General features: G+C 66.9%; 18 protein-coding genes and 1 tRNA gene. 18 read left to right on the top strand and 1 reads right to left on the bottom strand.

The genetic code is table 11. The annotated features are described in order from the left end of the window. Nucleotides 1-87 precede the first annotated feature (87 nt). From D2E22_RS09315 to D2E22_RS09300, 4 genes are all read left to right on the top strand, one after another. Nucleotides 88-1,965, top strand: coding sequence for a PspC domain-containing protein (locus tag D2E22_RS09315; RefSeq protein ID WP_164518498.1), 1,878 nt, complete (start codon nucleotides 88-90; stop codon nucleotides 1,963-1,965). Next, entirely contained in the window at nucleotides 1,962-2,729 is a 768-nt protein-coding gene (locus D2E22_RS09310) for a hypothetical protein (RefSeq protein ID WP_126032831.1), read from the top strand. The genes D2E22_RS09315 and D2E22_RS09310 overlap by 4 nt, the downstream gene beginning before the upstream one ends. A gap of 365 nt (nucleotides 2,730-3,094) precedes the next feature. Continuing rightward, nucleotides 3,095-3,835 (top strand): ABC transporter ATP-binding protein, encoded by a 741-nt coding sequence (locus D2E22_RS09305; RefSeq protein WP_241218382.1) that lies wholly within the window; start codon nucleotides 3,095-3,097, stop codon nucleotides 3,833-3,835. A 4-nt stretch (nucleotides 3,836-3,839) separates the two neighbouring features. Further along, complete coding sequence (locus D2E22_RS09300; RefSeq protein WP_126032829.1) at nucleotides 3,840-4,739, top strand: ABC transporter permease; 900 nt, start codon at nucleotides 3,840-3,842, stop codon at nucleotides 4,737-4,739. A 267-nt stretch (nucleotides 4,740-5,006) separates the two neighbouring features. On the opposite strand, the gene D2E22_RS09295 is transcribed toward D2E22_RS09300, so the two are convergent. Beyond that, a tRNA-Pro gene (locus tag D2E22_RS09295) sits at nucleotides 5,007-5,080 on the bottom strand. Between the two features lie 371 nt (nucleotides 5,081-5,451). Here D2E22_RS09295 and lysS point away from each other — a divergent pair. The 14 genes from lysS (at nucleotide 5,452) to D2E22_RS09225 (ending at nucleotide 25,147) form a co-directional block, all read left to right on the top strand. Next, the gene (gene lysS / locus D2E22_RS09290; RefSeq protein WP_126032850.1) at nucleotides 5,452-7,053 is read left to right on the top strand and encodes a lysine--tRNA ligase; all 1,602 of its coding nucleotides are present in this window, start codon (nucleotides 5,452-5,454) and stop codon (nucleotides 7,051-7,053) included. 268 nt (nucleotides 7,054-7,321) lie between these two features. Next, nucleotides 7,322-8,221: a hypothetical protein gene (locus D2E22_RS10900; protein WP_126032828.1), complete on the top strand. Its 900-nt coding sequence runs from the start codon at nucleotides 7,322-7,324 to the stop codon at nucleotides 8,219-8,221. Nucleotides 8,222-8,371: 150 nt separating this feature from the next. Next, the gene (locus D2E22_RS09280) at nucleotides 8,372-9,283 is read left to right on the top strand and encodes a hypothetical protein (RefSeq protein ID WP_126032827.1); all 912 of its coding nucleotides are present in this window, start codon (nucleotides 8,372-8,374) and stop codon (nucleotides 9,281-9,283) included. Nucleotides 9,284-9,479: 196 nt separating this feature from the next. Continuing rightward, nucleotides 9,480-10,514: a 1,4-dihydroxy-2-naphthoate octaprenyltransferase gene (menA, locus tag D2E22_RS09275; RefSeq protein WP_241218373.1), complete on the top strand. Its 1,035-nt coding sequence runs from the start codon at nucleotides 9,480-9,482 to the stop codon at nucleotides 10,512-10,514. Between the two features lie 253 nt (nucleotides 10,515-10,767). Further along, on the top strand, nucleotides 10,768-11,970 hold the full coding sequence (locus D2E22_RS09270) for a trans-sulfuration enzyme family protein (RefSeq protein ID WP_126032826.1): 1,203 nt from the start codon (nucleotides 10,768-10,770) through the stop codon (nucleotides 11,968-11,970). Between the two features lie 20 nt (nucleotides 11,971-11,990). Further along, nucleotides 11,991-13,316, top strand: a complete 1,326-nt coding sequence (locus D2E22_RS09265) for an O-acetylhomoserine aminocarboxypropyltransferase/cysteine synthase family protein (RefSeq protein WP_126032825.1) — start codon at nucleotides 11,991-11,993, stop codon at nucleotides 13,314-13,316. A gap of 364 nt (nucleotides 13,317-13,680) precedes the next feature. Next, the gene (locus D2E22_RS09260; RefSeq protein ID WP_126032824.1) at nucleotides 13,681-14,724 is read left to right on the top strand and encodes a uroporphyrinogen decarboxylase family protein; all 1,044 of its coding nucleotides are present in this window, start codon (nucleotides 13,681-13,683) and stop codon (nucleotides 14,722-14,724) included. A gap of 70 nt (nucleotides 14,725-14,794) precedes the next feature. Beyond that, nucleotides 14,795-15,976, top strand: a complete 1,182-nt coding sequence (locus tag D2E22_RS09255) for an ABC transporter substrate-binding protein (protein WP_126032823.1) — start codon at nucleotides 14,795-14,797, stop codon at nucleotides 15,974-15,976. 32 nt (nucleotides 15,977-16,008) lie between these two features. Next, nucleotides 16,009-17,823, top strand: a complete 1,815-nt coding sequence (locus tag D2E22_RS09250; protein ID WP_126032822.1) for an ABC transporter permease — start codon at nucleotides 16,009-16,011, stop codon at nucleotides 17,821-17,823. Between the two features lie 7 nt (nucleotides 17,824-17,830). Then, nucleotides 17,831-19,717 (top strand): ATP-binding cassette domain-containing protein, encoded by a 1,887-nt coding sequence (locus D2E22_RS09245; RefSeq protein ID WP_126032821.1) that lies wholly within the window; start codon nucleotides 17,831-17,833, stop codon nucleotides 19,715-19,717. A 37-nt stretch (nucleotides 19,718-19,754) separates the two neighbouring features. Beyond that, entirely contained in the window at nucleotides 19,755-20,540 is a 786-nt protein-coding gene (locus D2E22_RS09240; RefSeq protein WP_126032820.1) for an SDR family oxidoreductase, read from the top strand. 124 nt (nucleotides 20,541-20,664) lie between these two features. Beyond that, entirely contained in the window at nucleotides 20,665-21,405 is a 741-nt protein-coding gene (locus D2E22_RS09235) for a phosphoglyceromutase (RefSeq protein WP_126032819.1), read from the top strand. 596 nt (nucleotides 21,406-22,001) lie between these two features. Next, a complete protein-coding gene (locus tag D2E22_RS09230) occupies nucleotides 22,002-24,155 on the top strand; it encodes an oleate hydratase (protein WP_126032818.1) in 2,154 nt (717 codons plus the stop codon). After that, on the top strand, nucleotides 24,152-25,147 hold the full coding sequence (locus D2E22_RS09225) for a zinc-binding dehydrogenase (RefSeq protein WP_126032817.1): 996 nt from the start codon (nucleotides 24,152-24,154) through the stop codon (nucleotides 25,145-25,147). The genes D2E22_RS09230 and D2E22_RS09225 overlap by 4 nt, the downstream gene beginning before the upstream one ends. Nucleotides 25,148-25,234 lie beyond the last annotated feature (87 nt).

Here is a 25,234-nt window from a genome sequence, read left to right as displayed (position 1 = left end):
GAAAACCGGGTCCCGGCCCGAAGAATCAGGGATGATTCAGGGTGTCCCCGGAGGGCCTGCGCGCCTTCGGTTTGCTGTAATGGAGGCATGAGCAACACACAGTACGACCCGCAGCCGCAGGGGCAGGCCGGCCAGCAGGGTCAACCGCAGTACACTGCCCAACCCCAGCCGGCCGCGCCGCGACCCGAATCGAGCTTCTTCCGCTGGATCCGCGAAAGCCGCGTCGAACGCACGAACAACCGCGTCATCGCCGGCGTGTGCGGCGCGATCGCCCGCGAACTCGGCTGGAACGTGACGCTCGTGCGCGTCCTGATGGTCGTCGCCTTCTTCCTCGGCGGCTTCGGGGCCGTGCTCTACGGCATCTGCTGGCTGCTGCTGCCCGACGAGTTCGACCACCGGATCCTGCTCGAGGAGGCGATCGACGGCCACTGGGACTGGGGCTTCATCGGCGTCATCCTGTGCATCCTCATCGGCGGGTTCAGCGGCTTCGGATTCCTGTGGTGGGGGTCGTGGAGCGTCAACGTCGGCGCCTTCCTGTTCGCCGCGCTCGCGTTCTTCCTGCTCGTGGACAACGGCCGCCGTCGCTTCGCCGCGCGTGGCGCCTCCCAGCCGGGCAATCCGCCGGCCGCGGCGCCGGCGAGCATGCCGTACGGCGCCGCGACGCCGCAGCAGCCCGCGGCGAGCGCCGCCGCGTACGCGGCGCCCGGCCCCGCCCCCTCCGGCGCAGGCGCTCCGCCGTCCGACCATCCCTTTCGCCCCGACATGTATATGAGCGGCGGCGCCCCCGTCGACATGACGCCCGAGACGCCTTCCGCCGGGCCGCGGCCTGCAACGTCGTCCGCCGCGCCGGCATACGCGGACGCCCCGCGGTTCGTGCCGCCTCAGCCCGTCGCGCCTCAGCCCGCTGCGCCGCCGTCCCGCCCGGCGCCGGTGAGGACCGCGCGCCGCAAGCCGGCCGGCCCGATGCTCGTGCTGCTCGTGTTCGGGCTGCTCATCATCTCGATGGGCGTATGCTCCTTCGCCGTGAACGGCACGTCGCTCGTCAGCACGATGCAGCCGGCGGTGCTCTACGTCGGCGCCGTCTGCGTCGCGCTCGGCGTGATCATCATCGTGCTCGGCTGCGCCGGACGGCGCACCGGCGGCCTGCATCCCTTCGCCTGGACCGCGATGTTCCTCGCCGTCTGCGCGATGGCGGTCGGCGGCGCCTGGGCGGCCGTCAACGTCTACAGGAACGGCGTCGGCCGCGACTATACGCCGATCAGCCTCGCCGCCGGCAACGTCGAGCTGACTTCGTCGGCCGATGATTGGGAGAAGCTCGAGCGTGGCATCGCCGTCACCGGCAACAGCTACCGCTATAACCAGCTGAGCGTCGATCTGTCCAGCACGAAGAAGCATACGGTATGGCTCAACGACGGGCATCCGGGGACGAGCACGTGCCCGACGGGCCGCATCCCGATGACGGTGACGAACGCGCGCGTCGTCGTGACGATCCCCGACGGGTGCTCGTGGAGGATCCAAGGCGCCTACCCGACCGATGCGGTCGGCGGCCCGTACACGTTCTCCGCGAACGACAGCGCCTTCGGGCAGTTCGACATCGTCGGTTGGGACGACGAGAAAGTCGTCGGCTTCACCCACGTGAAGCTGCCCGGCATCGAAGTCGAGGTCGGCGATCCCGACGACAGGGATGAGGACATCGACGACGACACGACGGCCTGGGTCGACACAGACGACATGTACTTCACATCGCGCAGGATGGCCGACCTGTGCACCGGCGTCAGCGTGCAGGACGGCAAGGTCGACCTCGCCGCGGATGCGAACGAGCAGATGAAGAAGCTCATCGAGTCCGACCGCTACTGGCCGTGCGCGGCGAGCGCGGACAAGGCGCCGAAGGAAGCCGAACTCATCATCGAACCGAACGTGCTCATCTCGGGCGGCGTCGCCGTGCGCTACGCCTCGCAGCGGTGAGCGGACAGGAAACGGACACCGACATGAACAACGCAGACCACACCATGCACGACGACGACACCGAGGTCATCGCGCGGCAGGCCACGCCGGCGCAGGCCGACGACGCCACGATGGAGATGGACATGCCGCTGAGCGAACGCTTCGCCGACTTCGAAGCCGACGGCGCCCCGGCGCCCGACGACGGGGACACGCGCGAGACGCCCGTGCAGACGGTGAGCGACGAGACGACCGTCGTGTTCGAACGGACGGACGTCGACGAGCCCGAGCCGACGAGCGTCATGCCGCAGCAGGACGCCGATGATGCGACGCGGCCGATGTCGACCGGATGGTCGTGGTCGTCGGACGCGTCGGCGCCCGCAGCCGATACGCCGGCGCCCGACGGGACCTTCGACGCGGCCGTCATCGCCGAGGACACGGCGCCGGAGGTCGACACGCCGGATGCGGCGCCCTCCGCGCCGACGACGCCGCCGCCCCCGGCCGGCGCCGTGCCGATGTACAGCGCGCCGCAGCCGACCGGGGAACCCAGGGTCGTGCGTCCGGAGGGAGCGAGCGCCGGCACGATCGCGTTCGGCGTCGTCGTCACGATCATCGGCGCGCTGACGATCCTCGTCGGCGCGACGATGAACAGCGGCCTGCTCGACCACGTCGACTGGCGTGGGATCGTCAACTGGACGCTCATGGGACTGGGAGTGCTGCTCAGCGTCATCGCGATCGTCTGGGGCCTTGTCTCCCACGTACGCAACCGCCGCCGCGACGGCCGCTGAGCCGACCATATCCGTACCATCACGAAACCACCCGACGAAAGGAGGCCATCGGAACCCATCGCCCGACATACGGCGCCGCGGCACTTCGCTTTTCCAGTTACCCATCACCCAAAGCCGCGGCGGACTCACACGGAACGCCGCTCCTCGCCGGCGCCGCGCGCCATGCGCGGAAAACGGCGAAGGGCGGCGTTCCGCGCGCTACAGTGACAGCAGAACGAGGGCGGGCGGCCGAGGTGACACGCGCAGACCAGCGGCGGATGACGGAAGGCGAGGACGTGGACGAGACGACGAAAGCGACCGCAACGGCGGTGGCGGGCACGGACGGTGCGGGGCACCTGTTCACGGCGCGTGACGTGACGGCGGTCATGCCCAAGCGCGGCGGCGGTGAGACCACGGTGTTCCGGGGGCTCGAATTCCATGTCGACGGCGGTGAGGTCGTCGATCTGACCGGACCTTCGGGATCGGGCAAATCGACGTTGCTCACCGCCTTCGCGCGCCTCAACGTGCACACGACCGGCTCGTTCGCGATCGACGGCAAGGATTCGGAAAGTTTCACGCCGCAACGGTGGCGCCTCGCCGTCGCCTATCTGCCGCAGACGTCGACGCTCATCGGCGAGACGGTCGCCGACGCGATCCGGCTGCCGTGGACATTCAAGGTCCGGCAGGGCGCACGCGCGCGCGAGGCGAAGGACATGCTCTCCGACGCGCACATCCGCGTGACTCTCGACCGCATGGGCTGCCAGGACATCGACCTCGACCGCGCGCCGCGCGACCTGTCCGGCGGGCAGGCGGCCCGTGTCAGCCTCGCGCGCACATTGCTGACGAAGCCGCGCGTGCTGCTCGCCGACGAGGTCGACGCCGGACTCGACGAGGAGAACGCGGACAGGGTCGCCGACCTGCTCAAGCTCGCGGCACGGCAGGGCGCCGCCGTCGTGCGCATACGGCATCGCGCACCGGACGGACGCGCGACGCGCATGATGGTGCTCAAGGACGGCGGACTGCGCGAGGTGCCGCTGCCGACGGCCGCCCAAGTCGCCGCGGCGCAGCGCGCGGACGCCGTCGACGCTTCGGCGGACGGCGCGCAGGGCGACGGAACAGAGGAGTGAGCTGATGGAATCGTATTTCGATATCAGCATATGGGGGCTCGTCGCGTCCGTCGTCATGGTGCTCGTCGCGGCAGGCATCTCGGCGCTGATGAGGACCGGCGTCGCCAAATCGCTGATCTGGGCGACGGCGCGTTCGCTTGTGCAGCTGCTCGCGATGGGCTTCATCCTCGAATACGTGATCCGGCAGAACAACGTGTGGCTCGTCATCGGGCTCATCACGCTGATGCTGCTCGCGGCCGTGCAGATCACGATGGGGCGCGCGACGGGGGCGCCGAAGGGACTCGTCGGCATCGTGCTGCTGTCGCTCGTCGTGACGATGCTGCTCATGCTCGCGATCGTCGCGGAGCTCATCGTGCGGCCGAAGCCGTGGTATGCGCCGCAGCTCGTCATACCGCTCACCGGCATGCTGCTGGGCAACACCGTCAGCGCGCTCGCGCTCGGCCTGAGCCGTTTCTTCGAATCGATGCGCGAACGGTACGCGGAGGTGAACACGATGCTCGCGCTCGGCGCCACGAAATGGGAGGCCGCGAAGCCGTCGATGATCTCGTCGATCCGCCTCGGGCTGCTGCCGTCGATCGCAATGCTCGCGTCGAGCGGCATCGTGACGATCCCGGGCATGATGTCCGGCCAGATCATCGCCGGCAAGAGCCCGGTGAGCGCGGCGAAGTACCAGTTCGTCATCCTCGCTGCGGTCGCGGCGCTGACGCTCGTCGCGGATTCGATCATCATCGCGCTGATCTACAGGCGCTGCTTCATCTCCTACGACCGCTACTTCGTGCCGGAACCGGCGAAGAAGCTCAGCTTCAAGGACCTCGTGCAGCTGCGCAAGGACGTACATCCGAACGAGAAGTCCGATGAGGTCAGGCGCGCGGCCGCTCAGGAGCAGCGCGCGCGGACGCGGTAGGGCAGCGGACGATGAGACGCTGCCGCTGAAGCGGAGTCGGTGGGGCCGGCGGGCGGTTCCGTCGGCCCCACCGACGTTTCGGGTCGGAATCGGGCTGGTTTGCGGGTGGTTCCGTCGGGGCGTCGACGGATCGGGACGAAGACGGGCCGGTTCGCGGGTGGGTTCATCGGTCTGGTCGACGGATCGGGACGCATGTAGTTGCGGTCATCGCCGCATACACGCGGATACGCAAAAAGCCCCACCCGAAGGTGAGGCTTTTCAGAAGGGTCGGGCTGGCGAGATTTGAACTCGCGGCCTCTTCGTCCCGAACGAAGCGCGCTACCAAGCTGCGCCACAGCCCGATGTTGCTTTCTGGCAACAGGTGATAGTTTACGCACTCGTGAGGGAATTGCAACTTCGGCGTGTCGTGCCGGTTGTGCGGTGGGGAAAGCGGGAGGCGCGCGTGTAGCGGCGGGTGGTTACACTGGTGCGCTATACCGAGCCACACCGGCGCACGCATGCGCGTCGTGAGCATCCGTGCGCCGTGGGCGATGAGAGATTCGAACCCCCGACATCCAAGCGCGCACGGTGCGCGTATGCGCGCGGCGAAGAACAAAAGGACGAGAACGAGGACATGACCGAACAGAACGCGAACAACGAACACGAGGCGCTTGCCCAGACGCAGGCCGACGAGACCGTCGTCGTCGAGGACGAGGAGGCCGCGGCGCCGTCGATGAGCACCGTCGAACGCGCCGAGCTGCTGCTCAGGCAGGACGAGACGATCGCGCGCCGCATCGACGAAGGCGCGACGCTCGACGAGGCCGTCGATCCGTCGAACAAGGAATTCGGGCCGCTCGCGCACCCCGAACAGGTGCAGATGCGCGTCGCCAAGCGCGCGCTGATGCTCAAGGACGGCCTCAACCCGTATCCGGTCTCGCTCGACGTGACGGGCACGATCGAAGCGGTGCGCGCGAAGTGGGACGGCAAGCTCGAGGCCGGCGCGGAAACGGACGACGTCGTCGGCGTCGCCGGCCGCGTCCTGTTCATCCGCAACGCCGGCGGCCTGTGCTTCGTGCAGCTCGCGGCCGGGGGCGGCACGACGATCCAGGCGATGCTCTCGAAGAAGCAGATCGGCGCCGACTCGCTCAAGCTCTTCAAGCAGCTTGTCGACCTCGGCGACCATCTGTTCGTCAAGGGCCGCGTCATCGCGTCGAAGACCGGCGAACTGTCGATCTTCGCCGACGAATGGGCGATCGCGTCGAAGGCGCTGCAGCCGCTGCCGACGCTGCACAAGGAACTCAACGAGGACACGCGCACGCGCAAGCCGTACATCGGCATGATCGCCGACGAGAAGATCCGCAACATGGTGCGCAACCGCTCGAAGGCCGTCGCATCGCTGCGCCGCACCTTCGAGGAGCACGACTTCCTCGAGGTCGAGACCCCGATGCTGCAGACGATCCACGGCGGGGCCGCCGCGCGCCCGTTCACGACGCACATGAACGCCTTCGACCTCGACCTCTATCTGCGAATCGCGCCGGAGCTGTTCCTCAAGCGCTGCCTCGTCGGCGGCATCGACCGCGTCTTCGAGATCAACCGCGACTTCCGCAACGAAGGCGTCGACGCGACGCACGCGCCGGAGTTCACGATGGTCGAGGCGTACGAGGCCTACGGCAACTACGACACGATCGCCAAGCTCGTCAAGGAGCTCATCCAGAAGACCGCGATCGACGTCTTCGGCTCGACGAAGGTCACGCTGCTCGACGGCACCGAATACGACTTCGGCGGCGAATGGAAGCAGATGAGCATGTACGACTCGCTGTCCGAGGCGCTCGGCCAGCGGATCACGCCCGCCACGAGCGTCGCCGAACTCGGCGCGATCGCCGACAGGCTCGGCGTCGAACGCGACGAGGTCGAGAACCACGGCAAGCTCGTCGAGCACCTGTGGGAGCACTTCTACGAGGACAAGCTCTACGAGCCGACCTTCGTGCGCGACTTCCCGGTCGAGACGTCGCCGCTCGTCAAGGCGCACCGCTCCAAGCCGGGCGTCGTCGAGAAATGGGACCTCTACGTGCGCGGCTTCGAGCTGGCGACCGGCTACTCCGAGCTCAACGACCCGATCGTGCAGCGCGAACGCTTCGTCGCGCAGGCCAAGGACGCGCTCGCCGGCGACGAGGAGGCCTGCGACATCGACGAGGACTTCCTCGAGGCGCTCGGCGTCGGCATGCCGCCGGCAGGCGGCATGGGCATGGGCATCGACCGTCTACTCATCGCGCTCACCGGGGCAACGATCCGCGAGACGATCACGTTCCCGCTCGTCAAGCCGCTCAACAGCTGAGCATCGATTCTCCCCCCTATGACGGCGCGGTCGCGCGGTCGGTTGCATTCCGGCCGCGCGGCCGCGCCGTCATATATGCGGCCGCCGGTCCCTTCTTCTCGCGGTTCCGTGCGTCCATATGCGCGCAACGGCGGATCGGAGGCGTCCATGATTGGCGACGTCCGTTTTGTGCATCGCGAGCGTTTCCTGATACGGTGGACGGACCTCCATCGGCGGCGTTCGCCGATGGGGATCAGTGCGTGTCTTTTGGAAAGGAAGAGGAACGGACATGAGCTTCAACGAACAACCGCAGGTGCCGCCGATGCCGTCGGCGCCGCAGCCTGCATCAGACATGCAGCATAAGCTGCGCGAATTCAGCGACCCGAAGGTCAAGGTCGGCGGTTTCAGCGTTTCGTCCGCCGCGGTCACGACTGTCGTCGCCGCCTTCATCGCCATCATCGCGATGTTCCTGCCGTATGCGACCGTCTCGGTCGGTGGATTCATCTCGCAGACGGTCAGTGTCCTCGTCGGCACGAATGAATCCGGCAGTTTCATCAAGGGCGACGGCTGGATCGTCATCGTGCTCGCCGTCGTCGCGGCCGTGCTCGCCGTCATCCGTCAGGCGCTCGCGGCGTTCGTCGTGGCCGTCCTGCATTTCCTGCTGTGGCTGTTCGAGACGATCAACGCCGGACGTGCCGTCGGGGAGGCGGCGTCGTATTCCGGCCTGGTGCAGATCAAGGTGAGCTACGGCGCGGGATACTGGCTGTGGACCGTCACCGTGTTCGTCATCCTCATCGCGACGGGCGTCGAGTTCTACAGCATGATGCAGCTCAAGAAGGCGCAGGGCCCGCAGGCCGCGGCCGCCGCGGCGCCGCCGTCCGTTCCGCCGATGGCCCCGGCGGACGCCGCCCCGACGACGCAGCCCGGCACGCCGCTTGCGCCGTACGCGCAGCCGATGCCCCCGGCGCCTTCTGCGCCGTCGCCGCAGGCTCCCGTTTCCGCCATGCCGCCGGCTCCATCTGCGCCGTCGGTCACCGAGGTGTCGCAGACCGACGTCTATCAGGTGTCCGACCCCTCCTCGCCGGCCGGCGTCGATGACGTCGTCGTCGAACAGCAGACGACCTACGAGGGCATGCCGGCGCAGCAGTCCCCGGCGCCGCAGTCGCCGCAGTCGTCGCAGCAGCAGTGACGTCGATGCGACGATGACGAAAAACCGGTCCCTACGGGGCCGGTTTTTCGTTGCCGGCAGTCCGCGGCCGCGATGGTGCGGTCAGCGAAAAATGGGGCGTGGCATGTAAAGTGAACACCGTAATCGTCAATCGACAGGAAGAAGAGGACTATGGACCCGAATCAGCAGCAGCCGGGCGCACCGATGCCCCCGCAGGGCGCGCCGATGCCGCAGCGGCCCGCGCCGCAGGCTCCCTTCGCCGCGCCGCAACCGCAGTACGGGCAGCCCCAGGGCGTCCCGTACATGCCTGCGCAGGGCGCGCCGCGCCAGCAGAACGCCGACGTCGCAGCCACGCTGTCCAAGCGCATCCAGCTCGGCAAGCTGCACATCATCTACGCCGATTTCATCACGTTCTTCGGCGCGCTGCTCGGCGTCATCGCCGTGTTCGTGCCGTTCTTCTCGATCAAGGGATACTCGAGCCCCTACGGCGGGATCACGATCAGCCGGCAAAGCTCGACGGTCGCGCTCATCGCCAAGGGGTCGTTCGGGGTGAACATCGGTTGGATCTTCCTCGTGCTCGCCGTTGTGATCGCGGGTCTGGCGTTCATCGCCGACAAAGCCGTCCCGCTGACGCTCGCCATCGTCTACGCCGTGTACTTCATCGATCAGATCGCATGGGGCTCCCTCAATACGCAGGGCGCCGCATCCTTCCACGTCGGCTTCTACCTGATGCTCTTCGCCGTCATCTTCATGCTCGCCGGCACGATCATCGCGATGTGGCTCGAATCGCAGCAGACGAAGCTGCGCAACGGCACCGCCCGCCCGTCCGCGCCGATCCCGACCGCCTATCCGGCGCCGGCGAACGCCTACGTGAACAACGGCTGGCAGGCCGGTGTGCCGCCGACGCAGCCGGTCGGCACGACCGACAACAGCAACTGGCAGTTCGGCGTGCCGAACCAGCCGCAGGCCTCGGCTCCGTCCGCGCCGACGGCTCCGGGCGCCCCGACCGGTCAGTTCGCCGCGCCGCGCGGCCAGCATGCCGCCCCGTCCGTGCCGCCGACCATGCCGGGCGGCAACGCCTGAGCGAACGATGACATGACGGCGCCGCATCGGCGCCGCATCCCATCCTTGAAGACCTCCGCCGAATGCGGGGGTCTTCGCGATAGCGGCGCGCCGACGTCCCCTCCATACCACGGCGCGCGTAGTGTGGGACGTCGGCGGCGCCGTGCGCCTATGCGGCGCCGCCGATCCAGTTGACGAGCGTGGAACGGAGAAACCAGTGACCATCGACCAGTACATCAGCGGCATGCGTCTGCGCACGCTCGCGCTGAGCGTCGCCCCCGTGTGGATCGGCACGGCCGCAGGGGTCGGCGTCGTACGCGACCGCCCTGCGCACTCGCCGCGATGCGCGATCCTCCACGGCGGCGCGTCCTGCGTGCCCGACACCGTGCGCGTCGTCGCCGTCGCCGTGCTGTGCCTGCTCGTCGCGATGCTGCTGCAGATCGCCGCGAACTTCGTCAACGACTATTCGGACGGCATCCGCGGCACCGACGCGCACCGCGCCGCCCGTGCGATCGCCGCGCGGCTCGACGACGACCTTGATGCGCCGGCCGATCGCATGGAGGTGCCACCCGCGCGCCTCGTCGCATCCGGCATCCCGCCGAAGCACGTGCTCGCCGCGGCGCTCGTCAACGCGGCGCTCGCCTGCGTATGCGGCGTCGCCGTCATCGTCATCACCGGCTGCTGGTGGTTCGCCATCGTCGGCGTCCTGTGCCTCGCCGCCGGCTGGTATTACGTGGGCGGGCGCCATCCTTACGGGTACATGGGATTCGGCGAGATCGCCGTCTTCGTCTTCTTCGGACTCGTGGCCACGCTCGGCACGACCTACGCGATCGCGGGCGCACTCGACGCGGCCGCATGGGTCGGCGCGGCCGCCATCGGCCTCGTCGCCGTGAGCGTGCTGTGCGTCAACAACCTGCGCGATCTGGAGACGGACCGTGCGGCCGGCAAGCGCACATGGGCCGTGCGCATGGGGCGCACATGCGGCACCGTGTGCACGATCGCGTCCATCGCGCTCGTCATGCTCGGCGCGGCCGCGGCGTGGACGGCGACGAGCATGCTGGGGGAGCAGCTGGCGCATCCGTCGGTGCTGCACGCGTTCCTCGGCATCCTCGGCGCCGTGTGCGCGCTGCTCACCGGATGGTTCGCGTCGCTTGACATCGCCAAACGCAACTACATGCGCGCGATGCGCTCGCTCGGGCTGCTCGCGCTTGCGACGGCGCTGACGTTCAACGGATTCGCGTTGATGATCTGAGATGCGGACATATGCGGATCCCCGGGCTCCCCGGCCCGGCCTGCGCCCCGCTATGGTCCGATGCGGGCATGGCGAACAGGGTGAGGCGCCGGATTGCGGCCAACGCGATCCGTTGACCGGGGCGCCGATCTTGAGCATCCCATAACCAACGGGTATATCCCCAAACGCATGTCGCGCTCGCGCCGCCGGTAGGTTGTGTCATGCGTCCTCGGTCAGTCGGATCGTGGACGCTTCGGCAACCGAGGAGGTGCATATGACGCAATTGGACACGAAACTCGTGCACGGTCTGCCCATCGACGACAACGCGACCGGCGCGGTGAATCCGCCCATCTACAACTCATCCACATACGCTTTCGAGACGGTCGCATCGATGCCTCGGTGGGACTACGCGCGCAGCGGCAACCCGACACGCGAATTCCTCGAACGCCAGATAGCGCAGCTCGAACACGGCACGCGCGGGTTCGCGTTCGCGTCGGGCCTCGCCGCCATCCACGCGGTGCTGTCTATCTTCGCACCGGGCGACCGCGTCGTCGTCGGCTCCAACATCTACGGCGGCACGTATTCGTTGTTCAATGAGCATTTCCGGCGTTGGGGGCTGCTCGGCACGCCCGTCGACACCCAGGACGAGAAGGCGCTCGAGTACGCCATGCGCGGCGACGACTCGACGCCGCCCGCGAAAGCGGTGTACGTCGAGACCCTCACCAATCCGCTGCTGCATGTCAACGACATCGCGGCGATCGCACGTATCGCGCACCGATACGGCGCCATCGTCATCGTCGACAACACGTTCGTCACCCCCTACCTGCAGCAGCCCCTTGATCTGGGCGCCGATATCGTCATCCACTCCGCGACGAAGTATCTCGCCGGGCACTCGGACGTCATCGCGGGGCTCGCCGTCGTGCGCGACGACGTGCTCGGCGAGCGCGTGTACTACGCGCAGAACAGGCTCGGCGGCGTGCTCGCGCCCGAAGGGTGCGACGCCGTGCGCCGCGGCATGCAGACGCTCGCGCTGCGCCTTGAGCGCCAGCAGGAGAACGCTCTCGTCATCGCGCGCCACCTGCTCGCCCATCCATACGTGGGCGACGTACACTATCCGGGCATCCACGGCGAGCCCGTCGCCGCCAAAGGCCTGCGCGGCTGCGGTGGCGTGCTCAGCTTCGAGGTGGCGCCCGGCCTTGACCCCGCCGACATACTCGACCATCTGCGCATATTCCGCCTGGCCGTCAGCCTCGGCGCGGTGGAAAGCCTCGCCGAACTGCCGGCGCGGATGACGCATTTCGAACTCTCGCGCGAGGAGCGGCTCAACGTCGGCATCAGCGACGAGCTCATCCGCCTGTCTATCGGCATCGAGGATGTGCGTGACCTCGTAGACGACCTCGATCAGGCCTTCGACTTCGCCCGGGAACGCGCCCGTCGGCGGACCGCCGGCGATGTGCGCGTATCGGCCGCCATCTGACGGGCGAGGTGGGGTGGATCATGTGTAGTGGTTTTGAGACGAACGCCGTGCACGCCGGATATGCCGCAGGCGAGCACGCGCATGCGGGAGTGCCGCCGATCTACATGAGCGCGGCGTTCGACATGGAGAGCGCCGCGCGCGGCGATGCGCTCTCCGCCGGAGCCGAGGACGGATTCTCGTATTCGCGCGTCGCCAATCCGACCGTCGACGTGCTCGAGCGCCGGCTTGCCGCTCTCGAAGGCGGCCGGAGCGCGGTCGCGGTCGCCTCCGGCATGGCCGCGGTTTCATTCGCGCTGCTGTGCGCGGCGGAGGGCGGAGGCAGGATCATCGCGCCGAAGACGCTGTACGGCGCGTCGGTGGACGCGATGGCCAGCTTCTTCCCGCAGTTCGGCGTGCACACCGACTTCGTGGAGTGCATCAACGACCTCGCCGAGGTCGAGTCGCTCATCGGCCCGGATACACGTGCGGTGTTCGCGGAGTCGGTGGCCAACCCGTCGACCGAGGTCACCGACGTCGCCGGTCTCGCCGAACTCGCGCACCGTCACGGGGTGCCGCTCATCATCGACAACACCGTGCCGACGCCGTACCTGTTCCGTCCCATCCGCTGGGGCGCCGACGTCGTCGTGCACTCCACGACGAAGGGGATCAGCGGGCACGGCAACACGCTCGGCGGCGTGGTCGTCGATGCCGGGCGATTCGACTGGGCGAGCCCCCGGTTCCCGCAGTTCACCCGGACGGAGGTCGTGGTGAGCGACGATCGCTCCGGGGTATGGCACAGCTTCGCGAGCAGATTCGGAGCCGACGCATATATCCGCCGGCTCCGCATCAAGTACGTCCGTACGTTCGGCGCGGTGGAAAGCCCGTTCAACGCCTACCTGCAGCTGCTCGGCCTGGAGACGTTGCCCGTGCGCATACGTCAGCAGACGCGATCCGCGGCGGCGGTCGCGCGGCATCTGCGCACGGTGCGGCATGTGCGCGACGTGCGGTATTCCGGCCTTGCGCTTGCGGCTCCTGACGGTGTGGACGTCTATCAGGCGCAGCTCGTGCGGCGATTGTTCCCGGACGGCGTGGGCGGCGTACTCTCCTTCGAGCTCGACGGGGACCGCGCGCATATCGAGCGGGTGCTGGATGCCGTGCGTGTCTTCACCTACATCCCCAACATCGGCGACTCTCGGTCGCTCATCGTGGATCCCGCCCGCATCACGCATCGCGAGGTGCCGGCGGATTTCCGCGCGGCGGCGGGCGTCACCGACAATCTGATCCGTCTATCCATAGGATTGGAGGATGTGGACGACCTGATCGCCGACCTCGATCAGGCGATTCAGCGCGCCTACGGCGAACCGTGAACCCCGGGCCATGAATCCATGGCTTCCGACTGCCGCGTCCATGCAAGACGGGTGGTCGCCCCGATGCCCCGCCTCCTCGGCAAGAGGAGGCGGGGCATCGTCATGGAACGGGGTCCGATCGCATCCGTGTGGGGACCATGTGCATAGATATATAAATAAAACTGATATCTAGTTCAATTGTCCCGTCATGGCGATGGTTGATAGAGAGCCATAACGAGAGTGAGTAATGAACCCCGTGTTTTCATGGAAAATCCGCGTTAGGATCTGTGACAAGCAGCCGCTCCCACATGCATCCGCTTGGGGTTGCCGTGGCCGGCGCTTCCATTTCAATGCAATCATCATCACAGAGAAAAAGGGAATCATCATGACCGACCGCAAGCAGCAGTTCCATGACATCGCACAGGGCAAGCCCGGTGCCGGACACCTCACCGCCGCCTGGGAGCATCTTGTGGGGCACGAGTACGGCGCCGCCGAATTCGCGGATGCGTACGTCGCCTTCATCAAGCGGTGGGACTGGGACTGGGTGAAGATCAATCCGCGCGCGGTGTACTACTCCGAAGCCTGGGGCGCCGTCTACGACCGTAACGACTACGGCGACTTCGTCATTCCCAAGACCGTACGCGCCGTCATCAATGAACCGGGCGACGTGGCCTCGATCGAACGGCTCGATCCCGCGCATAACGACGCGTTCGAAGAAGCCGTCGAAGCTGCCCGCCTGATCCGGGAGGCGCTGCCGGATCGCGGAGTCATCCAGACGATCTTCTCGCCGCTGTCGGTGCTGCTCCAGCTCGCCGACCTGCCGCTCTACCCGAACGACACGCACGCGCACTCCAAGACCACGGTGCAGGCCGCAATCCTCGACCAGCCGGATGCAGCCAAACGCGCGCTCGGCAACATCGCGCGCACGCTGGCCGACTACGCGCGCATCCTCGTCACCCCGACCGAACAGGGCGGCGCAGGGCTCGACGGCATCTTCTACGCGGTGACCGGCACGGTAAGCGAAGGGTACTTCGACCGCGAACAGTACCGCGAATTCTCCGAGCCGTACGACCGCATCGTCATCGATGCGGTGCGTGAGGCGAACCCGGACGCCGTCGTGCTGCTGCACACCTGCCGTGCCGAGTCGAACCCGGAATGGTTCGACGATCTAGGCGTGGACGTCATCCAGTGGGACCAGTACGCCGACGGCAACCCCAAAGCCGACCTCGACCTGCGGGCGGTGCCGGTCGCCGGCGCGAACTCCGTGGAATTCGAGCCGGCGGGATCGATCCGACAGGTGCGTGCGGAACTCGAGGAGACGCTCGCGCTGCGCGGCAACGCGCCGTTCCTGCTCGCACCGAGCTGCACGGTCATCACGCCGGCGAACGACGATGCGCTCGCCGTGCTCGCCGAGTACCGCGCGGCCTGACGGGCCTCATCCGAAGAAGAACAGAAGCGGATCCATCACGGAGACAGAGAAACAGTAAAGGGAACATCATATGAGCGCACATTGGAAGACACATTGGAAGAAAGGCGTCCGGACCGTACTCGCCGCATCGCTCGTCGGAGCGCTGACCGCCGGCACTGCGGCATGCGGGCTCGGCGGGGACGACGTCGCCGAAGCGGAGGACAACACCGTCAACATCGGCGTCCTCTACCCGAAGACCGGGCAGTACGCCGAATACGGACGGCTGTTCCAGCAGGGCCTTGACCTCGCCGTCGACGAGGTCAACGCCGCCGGCGGCGTGGGCGGCAAAACGCTCGGGCTGAAATACTACGACACGCAATCCGATCCGAAGCAGGACGCATCCGTCGCGCCGAAGCTCGCCTCCGATCCGTCCGTAATCGCCGTCGTCGGCGATTACGCGTCGCCGGCGTCGGCCGCGGCCTCACCGACATTCCAGCAGGCCGGCCTCGTGCATTACGGCTTCAACAACTCGTCGCCGACGTTCACGCAGACCGGCGACCACGTCTGGAGCCCGGCGATCGGCACCGACGCCTACGAGCGCGTATACGCGGATGCGGCAGCACAGCAGGCCAAGAGGGTCTCCGTCGTCTACATCGAGAACGACTGGGGCAAGCAGGCTTACGGGTACTTCAAGGAGCAGGCCGCCAAGAACGGCACCCAGATCGTGTACGAGTCGTCGTACCTGCCCGATTCGACCGATCTTTCGCCGATCCTCATCCCGGCGCGTGACGCCGACCCCGATCTCATCGTCAACATCGGCTATGGTCCCGACGGTGCATTGGTGGTCAATACGCTGCGCGACAAACTCGGATACACCGGTCCGTTCTTCGGCGGCCAGGAGACCGCCGAGTTCCTCGACCTGGCCGGAGACAATGCGGAGGGCGCGGTGATCACCGGCTCGTTCAGCGCCGAGGGCACGAAGAACAAGGGCGCGCAGGCGTTCGTCAAGGCGTTCAAGGAGAGGTACGGCAACAACCCCGGCAATTTCGAGGTGACCGCCTATCAGGCAGTCAAGGATCTCGCCTATGCCGCCAACGCGACCGAACCCACCCGCGAAGGCATCCAGAAAGCGTTGCAGACCGTCACCGACTTCCCGCTCTACCAGGGCAACGACACGACGTTCTCCTTCGATCAGGAAACGCGGCGTGCCCCCGGCATCGAACCGATCCTGCTCGTTGTCAAGGACGGCCGGTTCGTTCCGTACGAGAACTGACCTTCTCCGCAACATGAGGTGAGGAACCTACCGTGATAGATACGCTGTTCTCGGGACTGATCCATGGTGGCGCGTACGCGCTCGTCGCCGTCGGCGTCTCGCTCATCTTCGGCGTGACCAACGTCGTCAACTTCTCGCAGGGCTCGCTCGTCGCCGTCGGCATGATGCTCGCCTGGTACTGCGGCTCCGTGCTCGGCTGGCCGCTCGTCCCGGTCGTCCTGGCCGTCGTCGCGGCGACCGCCGCCCTCGGCTGGCTCATCAACGCCGGCATCATCGCGCCGCTTGAGGGACGCAAGCCGATAGCCGCGCTGCTCGCCACGATCGGCGTCGGACAGATTCTCGACAACGGGTTACAGCTCATCTTCGGCGCGCGTACAAGGCCGTTCCCCAAGCTGCTCGCCACGAGCAACCTGCAGGCGTTCGGCGTGCGGTTCGGCACGTCCGACGTCGTCATGGTCGTGTTCGCCGTCGTCGCGATGCTCGCGCTCTGGGCGTTTCTCGCCTATGGCAAGGCGGGACGCGCGATCCGTGCGACCGCGCAGGACCCCCAGGCGGCCCTGCAGATGGGCATCCCCGTCAAACGCATCCGCAACCTCGCGTTCGTCATCGGCGCGGTGCTCTCCGGCATCGCCGGCATCTTCATCGGATTGTTCAACGCGAACATCAATCCGATGAACGGCGGCACGATCGGACTGACGGCGTTCGTCGCCGCCGCGATCGGCGGTCTCGGCTCCATTCCCGGCGCGGTCGTCGGCGGCATCGCCCTGGGCGTCATCGAGGCGGTCGGCGTGTTCTGGTTCGGCGACGGCGCGCATGACCTCATCACCTTCGGCGCGCTGCTCATCATCCTCATCGTGCGGCCCCAGGGGCTGCTCGGGCCGAAGACCGATGTGAAAAGCGAGCCGATGACGGGCACGTTCCTCGCCGGAGGCCGTCCGATCCGCCTGCCATGGTGGGGCGACCTCATCCTAGCCGCCGCCGCGCTCGCCACGCCGTTCCTGTTCAACGACTATCTGTCCGGCATAGGCACGCAGGTCGCGATCTATGCGATCGCCGCCGTCGGCCTGACGCTCATCTCCGGATCGGCGGGCCAGACGATCCTGGGTCTCGCCGGGCCGGTCGCCGTAGGCGCGTACGCATCGGCGCTGCTGACGACGAAGGCGCACTGGCCGTTCCTGCTGGCGCTCCTGTCCGCCGGCGTCATCGCGGCCGTGTGCGCGAGCGTGCTCACGTTCCCGTCATGGAAGCTCTCCGGACACTACGTCGCAATCGCCACGATCGGCGTCGGGGCGGTCATGGTTGCGATTGTGCGCGTGGCGGAACCGCTGACGAACGGTTCGCTCGGCATCACCGGCATCCCGTTCCCGAGCATATTCGGCGCCGCGCTCCATACGCAGCAGGAGATCTATCTGCTCGACGTCATCGTCCTCATCCTCGCGCTCGTCGTCGTCATGCGCATCCAGAAGGCGCACCTCGGCCACGTGTTCGAGGCCATCGGCTCCGATCAGGAGGCGAGCGAGGCTCTGAGCATCCGCACCGGCGCATACAAGGCGCTCGCATACGCCGTCGCCGCGTTCCTCGCCGGCATTGCGGGCTCGCTGCTCGCACACCAGTACACGTACATCGATCCGACGATTTTCAATTCGAACATGTCGTTGCTCATCCTGACGATCATCGTGCTCGGCGGCATGAATTCCCCGCTCGGGGCCGTGCTCGGATCGGTCATTCTCATCGGCGCGCCGGAATTGCTGCGCGTCGTCCCGGAGGCGCGCATCCTGGCCTATGGCGCACTGCTCGTCGTCATCATCATGTTCCGCCCGCAGGGCCTGTTCGCAAGGAAGGGGTGACCAGCCCATGGCCGACCACCACGCCACAACGGATGCCGCCCGGCATCCCTCAGATAAGCCGTCCGATGTCCTCGATGAGGCCGTACGGGGCTTCCCCGCGGGCCGTGTGCGCGGACCCGTCGACGACGTCGACCCGTACTCCGCGGTGCTCGAGCCGTTCGGGGGCGACCCGGTCGCCTACGCGCGGCACCATCGCGAGGCGGTGCTCGAAGAACCCGTCGTGCTGAGCGTACGCAACCTGACGAAATCGTTCAAGGGCCTCAAAGCGGTCGACGGCATCTCGTTCGACCTGCATCAGGGCGAGGTCGTCTCGATCATCGGCCCCAACGGCTCGGGAAAATCCACCACAATCAACCTCATCTCCGGATTCCTCTCGCCGGACGGTGGCATCATCGACGTCGACGAACGGTCTTTGGCGGGCGCCTCCGCCGCCGACGTCTCCGAACAGGGCGTCGCCCGCACGTTCCAGAACGGCCGTGTATTCGGCGCGCTCACCGTGGACGAGAACATCGCCCTCGGCTACCACAAGAAACTCGTCGAGCAGCGGCCGTTCAAGCAGTTGCAAAGATATCCGTTGCTGCGCTGGGTGAACCTGCTGTCGGAGACGGCGCTCGCGCTCGTGCATGGGCCGAAGACGCGGGACGAGCGGGCGGCGGTGGACGACCGCGTCGCCATTGAGGTCGACCGTTTCCGAGAACGCCTCGGCACACGGCGCGGCGACTTCGCCTACACGCTGTCGTATGCGAACCGCCGCCGCACCGAGATCGCCCGCGCCCATATCAGCGAGCCGAAGCTGCTGCTCCTCGACGAACCGACCGCCGGCATGAACCAGTCGGAGACCGCGGAAGTGCTCGAACAGCTGCAGTACCTCAAGGCGCAGGGGCACACGATTCTGCTCGTCGAGCACAAGATCGAACTGGTGACGGCGCTTTCCGACCGCGTCATCGCGATGGACGGCGGCCGGATCATCGCTCAGGGCGAGCCCGACCACGTACGTCAGGCGCCGCAGGTCGTCGAGGCGTACCTCGGCAAGAGGCGCGAGCTCCATGTCACACGCAGCCGCGGGCAGCGAGGGGTGCTTGGCAAGCAGAACGCAATCGAACGGGAGGAGGTCGCGCAAGTCGAGCGCAGCAAGTCGCCCGAGATGCCATCGCCGTCCGAGACGCTCCACCGTGAGCCGCTGCTCAGGCTCGACGGCATCAACGTCTACTACGGGCAGGCGCATGCTCTTGAGGACGTGTCGATCGAGATTCCGCAGCGCGCGATCGTCTCGTTGCTCGGCGGCAATGCATCCGGCAAATCCACGACGATGAAGACGATCCTCGGCATCAACCGTCCGAAGAGCGGCGTCATCGACTATCGTGGGCGCGACATCACCCGCGCATCGACGCGCGACCGCGTCATCGGCGGCATCGCGGCGGTGCCGGAGGCGCGCCGCGTGTTCCCGAAGATGACGGTCGAGGAGAACCTGCTGTCCGGCGCCTATACGCGCCATGATCGCGACGGCGTCGCACAGGATCTGGAACGGATGTATACGCGTTTCCCGCGTCTTGCCGAGCGCAGACGGCAGCAGGCCGGCACGATGTCCGGCGGCGAACAGCAGATGCTGGCCTTCGCCCGCGCGCTCATGAGCCGTCCCAGGCTCATCTGCATGGACGAGCCGACCATGGGCCTTTCACCCAAGCTCGTTGAGGACGTGCTCGAGCAGATCGCCGCACTGCGCACCGACTTCGGCGTCTCCGTGCTCATGGTCGAACAGCAGGCGGAGCTGGCGCTGTCGATCGCCGACTACGGATACGTGCTGCAGAACGGGCGCATCCGCCTGCACGGCCCGGCCGAATCGCTGCTGCACGACCCGCGGGTGCAGGAGGCGTATCTCGGCGGCGCCCACTGACGCCGCCGCGTTGGCATACATGAAGAAAGGATGAGTCATGACCGAACCGACCATTGCGACGACCGCCGCACCGACGGGCGCCGCGGCTGATGCATCTGAAGCGCGCGTCGCCATCGTGACCGGCGCCGCCGGCGGTGTCGGCAGCCGCACCGTGCAGCGGCTTGCGGAACACGGATGGCGCGTCATTGCGATCACACGCACGAACAAGGACGCACGGCGATTGTCGGACCTTGACGGCGTCGATGCGCTGCATGTCGATCTAGCCGACGTGGATGCGCTCGCCGGTTGGATACATGCCGAACTGCTCACGCGTTTCCCGCTTGCACGGCTCGACCTGCTCGTGCATGCCGCCGCGACGGCGCATGTCGGGCCGGCGGCCGACGCCGATGCGTCCGTCTGGCGGCGTGTGCTGCGGACGAACGTCATCGCGCCGGCCGTGTTGACCGGCGCGCTGCTGCCGGCGTTGCGCGCGGGGCATGGGAGCGTCGTCTTCGTCAATTCGGGCGCGGGGGAGCGGGCGGTGCCCGACCACGCCGTCTATGCGTCGTCGAAGCATGCGCTGCGGGGATATGCGGACACGCTGCGTCTCGAGGAATCGGGCGCCGGCGTGCGTGTGACGACGATCTACCCGGGGCAGATCGCCACGAAGATGCTCGCAGGCATCGATCGCGCGCTCGACGTGCCGTTCGAACCCGGTCGTTGCATTCGGCCGCGGACCGTGGCCGACGCGATCGTCTGGATCGCCGAATCCGGCCCGGACGTGCAGATCACGAACATCGACCTGCGTCCGCGTCAGGAGATCTGCGCGAAATTCAACGTATGAGCACCGGCGGTGGGTCGTGCGGCATGGACGGCGATCCCCCCGATTCGTTGGAGGTATCCGCAGCACCGGCGGCACGGCGCGCGCCGCGGATGATTTGGCAGTACGCAACGCTAGACTGAAACGTATGACATACACACTGGTACTGCTCCGACATGGTCAGAGCGAATGGAACAAGACAAATCAGTTCACTGGCTGGGTTGACGTCCCGCTGACCGAAAAGGGCCGCGAGGAAGCCAAGCATGGCGGTGAGCTCATGAAGGAGAAGGGTGTCCTTCCGGACATCGTCTTCACGTCGCTGCTGCGCCGCGCGATCAACACGGCGAACATCGCGCTCGACGAGGCCGACCGCCTGTGGATCCCGGTCAAGCGTGACTGGCGTCTCAACGAGCGTCACTACGGCGCGCTGCAGGGCAAGAACAAGACCGAGATCCGCGAGGAGTACGGCGACGAGAAGTTCATGCTGTGGCGTCGCTCCTACGGCACCCCGCCGCCCGAGATCGACCCGAACGATCAGTATGCGCAGAACGGCGACCCGCGCTACGCCGGCGATCCGGTTCCGGAAGCCGAGTGCCTCGCCGACGTTGTGGCCCGCGTCGAGCCGTACTGGGACGCCGAGATCATCCCGGAGCTCAAGAGCGGCAAGACCGTGCTCATCGCGGCCCACGGCAACTCGCTGCGCGCGATCGTCAAGATGCTCGACGGCCTGACCGAGGAGGAGATCGCCAAGGTCAACATCCCGACCGCGATTCCGCTCGTCTATGAGCTCGACGAGAACTTCAAGCCGATCAAGAAGGGCGGCGAGTACCTCGATCCCGAGGCCGCCGCCGCCGGCGCCGCCGCCGTCGCGGCCCAGGGCCAGAAGTGATCTGAGCCTCCATTGCGTCCGATGTGGCCGTTCCATCCCCTGCGGATGGGGCGGCCACATCGTCGTTTTTCAGAACGTGCGCGGAGCGGACACGGGGCGGATGGCCGCATAACTCGATAGTTCGATCGCGGAATCGGTTCATGCGCGCGCATGCCGCGGCGGATGGCGTGCGGTGTCGCTTTATTGGGGTGTTCTGGTTGGTTCTGTGACGATCGTCGCGTGGATTGACCGATGTTGTGCGGATCGCGCCCGAGTGGAGATGTCCGTGCAGCCGAACGTCGCGGATGCGGCCGCATAACCGCGTTCCGTGCCTGAACTATCGAGCGATGCGGCGTCACGACCGGAAGGGATGGGTCACTGCGGTTCGACGAGCTTCGCGCCAACCCGGACGTGGACGGGACGAGCGCGGCGGTCCGTCATCTGTGCGCGGCGTCACGGTCTTCCATAACCCATGCGGCTGCGAAACGTCCATGTCGGACGCTGTCAGTGAACCTCCGCGCGCGCCGGACTCGGATGGGCCGACGATGGTAAGCGGAGCGCCGAAAGTCGGCGTGGACACGTCTTCGCGGGATCGAGGCCGTGAAGAAGGAGGCACCATGTACTACTCCGCAGGCAATTTCGAGGCGTTCGCGCATCCGAGGAAGCCGGAAGGCGTCGAGAAGAAGAGCGCCTACATCATCGGCACCGGCCTGGCGGCGCTGACGGCCGCGTTCTATCTGGTGCGCGACGCGCAGATGCCGGGGAAGAACATCCATGTGTTCGACAAGGACGCCCTGCCCGGCGGCGCGCTCGACGGCGCCTTCATCAAGGGCGAGGGCTACGTCATGCGCGGCGGCCGCGAGATGGACAACCATTTCGAGGTCATGTGGGACGTCTACCGCGACGTGCCGAGCATCGAGGACGAGCACGTCTCGATGCTCGACTACTACTACTGGCTCAACAAGGAGGACCCGAACTTCTCGAAGTGCCGAGCGACGAAGGGCCGCGGCCAGGACGCGCACACGGACAAGAAATTCGGCCTGTCCGACAAGGCCGTCATGGAGATCCTCAAGCTGTATCTGGCCACCGAGGACGAGCTGGCGAACAAGAAGATCACTGACTACTTCGACGACGAGGTGCTCAATTCGAACTTCTGGCTGTACTGGCGCACGATGTTCGCGTTCGAGAACTGGCAGTCGGCGCTCGAGATGCGCCGCTACATCCACCGTTTCATCCATCACATCGGCGGCCTTCCGGACTTCTCGGCGCTGCGCTTCACCCGCTACAACCAGTACGAGTCGATGGTGCTGCCGCTGATGAACTACCTCAAGGCGCATGATGTGCAGTTCCACATGCAGACCTCGGTCGACGACGTGACCTTCGAGGTCAGCGAGACCGAGATGGGACCGAAGCGCGAGTTCACGAACGTCGCGATGGACGAAATCGCCCGCGCGCAGGCCGAGAACGGCGCCTTCCCGCGCAACCCGTATTCGACGCCGAACAAGAAGGTCGCCAAGACGCTCGTCGTCACCGACCTCAAGCATAACGAGACGAAGACGATGGAGCTCACCGAGGATGATTTCGTCTTCATCACGAACGGCGGCCTCGTCGAGTCGACGACCGAGGGCAACCAGAACACGCCGGCCGGCTTCGACCCGTCGCTCAAGCCGGGCAACGGCTGGGACACGTGGAACCGCATCGCCGCCGTCGACCCGAGCTTCGGGCATCCGGAGAAGTTCATCTACGATCCGAACCTGACGAAGTGGATGAGCGCGACCGCGACGACGCTCGACGACGAGATCATCCCGTACATCGAGAAGATCACCGGACGCTCCCCGTTCGGAGGCCATACGGTGACCGGCGGCATCGTCAGCGTGGAGGACTCCAACTGGCTGATGAGCTGGACGATCAACCGCCAGCAGCAGTTCCGAGACCAGCCGAAGGACCAGATCAGCGTCTGGATCGACGCGCTGCTGCCGGACAACCCCGGCAACTACATCCGCAAGAAGATGCAGGACTGCACCGGCGAGGAGATCTGCGAGGAGTGGCTCTACCATATGGGCGTGCCGACCGACCGCATCCATGAGCTCGCCTCGGAGCACTGCAACACGATCCCGGTCATGATGCCGTACGTGGATGCGTTCTTCATGCCGCGCGAGCTCGGCGACCGTCCGGACGTCGTGCCCGACGGCGCCGTCAACTTCGCGTTCATCGGCCAGTTCGCCGAGGAGCCGCGCGACACGATCTTCACGACCGAATACTCGATGCGCACCGGCATGGAGGCCGTCTACACGCTGTGCGACGTCGACCGCGGCGTCCCGGAGGTGTGGAACAGCGAATACGACGTGCGCGACATGCTCAACGCGGCCGTCAAGCTGCGCGACGGCGAGCCGCTGACGACCTTCGGGCGCAACGGCATCGAACGCAAGGCGATCGAGGTCGCGCTCAACCGCACGAAGGGCACCTACATCTACGAGATGCTCAAGACCTTCGGAGCCCTCGCCGATCCCCAGCGTCCGGTGAACATGAAGCCGGGCATGCGCTTCGACGCCTCGTTCAGCGAGATGGACGAGGAGCGTCTGATGAACGAGGCGAAGGAAGCCGAGAAGGCCGCCTTCCCGGACAAGGCCGCCGAAGAGGCCGCCGCCGCGATCACGCCGGCGCAGGAAAGCGTCGACCCGCAGCCATCCGGCTCCGATGAGCCGGAGACCGAGGAGCGGTTCACCGCTCCGGAGGGCGGCTCCGAGACGAGCGGAAAGGTCGCCAAGTGAAGGCGTATGTGATCCCCGACGCGCAGGCGCGCGGCATCGATGCGATCAGGCTCGCCGACGTCCCCGATCCGGTCGCCGGGCCCGGCCATGTGCTCGTGAAGGTGCACGCGGCCGGCCTCAACCCGGTCGATTACAAGCTCGCCGAAGGCGGCAACCCGGCCTGGACCTATCCGCATGTCCTCGGACTCGACATGGCCGGAGAGATCGTCGGCATCGGCGAAGGCGTCGAGGGCACATGGAAGGTCGGCATGCGCGTCGCCGGGCACGGAGACCTGCGCCACGACGGCTGCTTCGCCGAATACGTGAGCGCACCGGCATACGAGCTCGCGCTCATCCCGGACGACGTGCCGTACGCGACCGCCGCCGGCCTGTTGTGCGGCGCGCTCACCGCCTACCAGACGATCAACCGCAAGCCGAACCTCAACCTCGTGCGCACCGCGCTCGTCCACGGCGGCTCCGGCGCGGTCGGCGGCATCGCCGCGCAGCTCGCGAAGATGCACGGCGTCGCCGTGCTCACGACGTGCTCGACGCGCAACGTCGAATTCGTGCGCGAGCATGTGCGCCCCGACGCCATCATCGACTACCGCACCGAGGACGTCGACGCGCGCGTGAGCGAACTCACCGGCGGTCTGGGCGCCGACCTCATCGTCGATACGGTCAGCGGCCGGGAGGCGCAACGCGATCTGGACAGGCTCGCCTACAACGGCCAGCTTGTCACGATCGTCGATGTGCCGCCGATCCCGGGCGGCCGGATGTTCGCGCGCGCACTGAGCGTCGACGCCGTCAACCTCGGCGGCGCGCACGCCTCCGGCAACCCAGTCGAGCAGCGCGATCTCGGCACGATGGCGTCGGACGTGCTGTCGATGGTCTCCCAGGGAGAGCTCGACCCGCTCATCACCGGCGTGCTGCCGTTCGCCGATCTCGTCGAGGGATTGCGCTCGCTCGCTGAACACCGGGCCACCGGCAAGCTCGTCGTGGACATGGACCGCTGACCCGTCCGGCCACCTACAAGTTATCCCCGGCATCCACAACGGATGCCGGGGATAACTTGTATCGTCCGTCCACGGTCGGCGCAGCGG

It is taken from the genome of Bifidobacterium castoris (genome assembly GCF_003952025.1).
GTDB classification, from domain to species: domain Bacteria; phylum Actinomycetota; class Actinomycetes; order Actinomycetales; family Bifidobacteriaceae; genus Bifidobacterium; species Bifidobacterium castoris.
The sequence above is the reverse complement of the archived record's forward strand: the minus strand, read 5'-3'. Positions and strand labels throughout refer to the sequence as shown.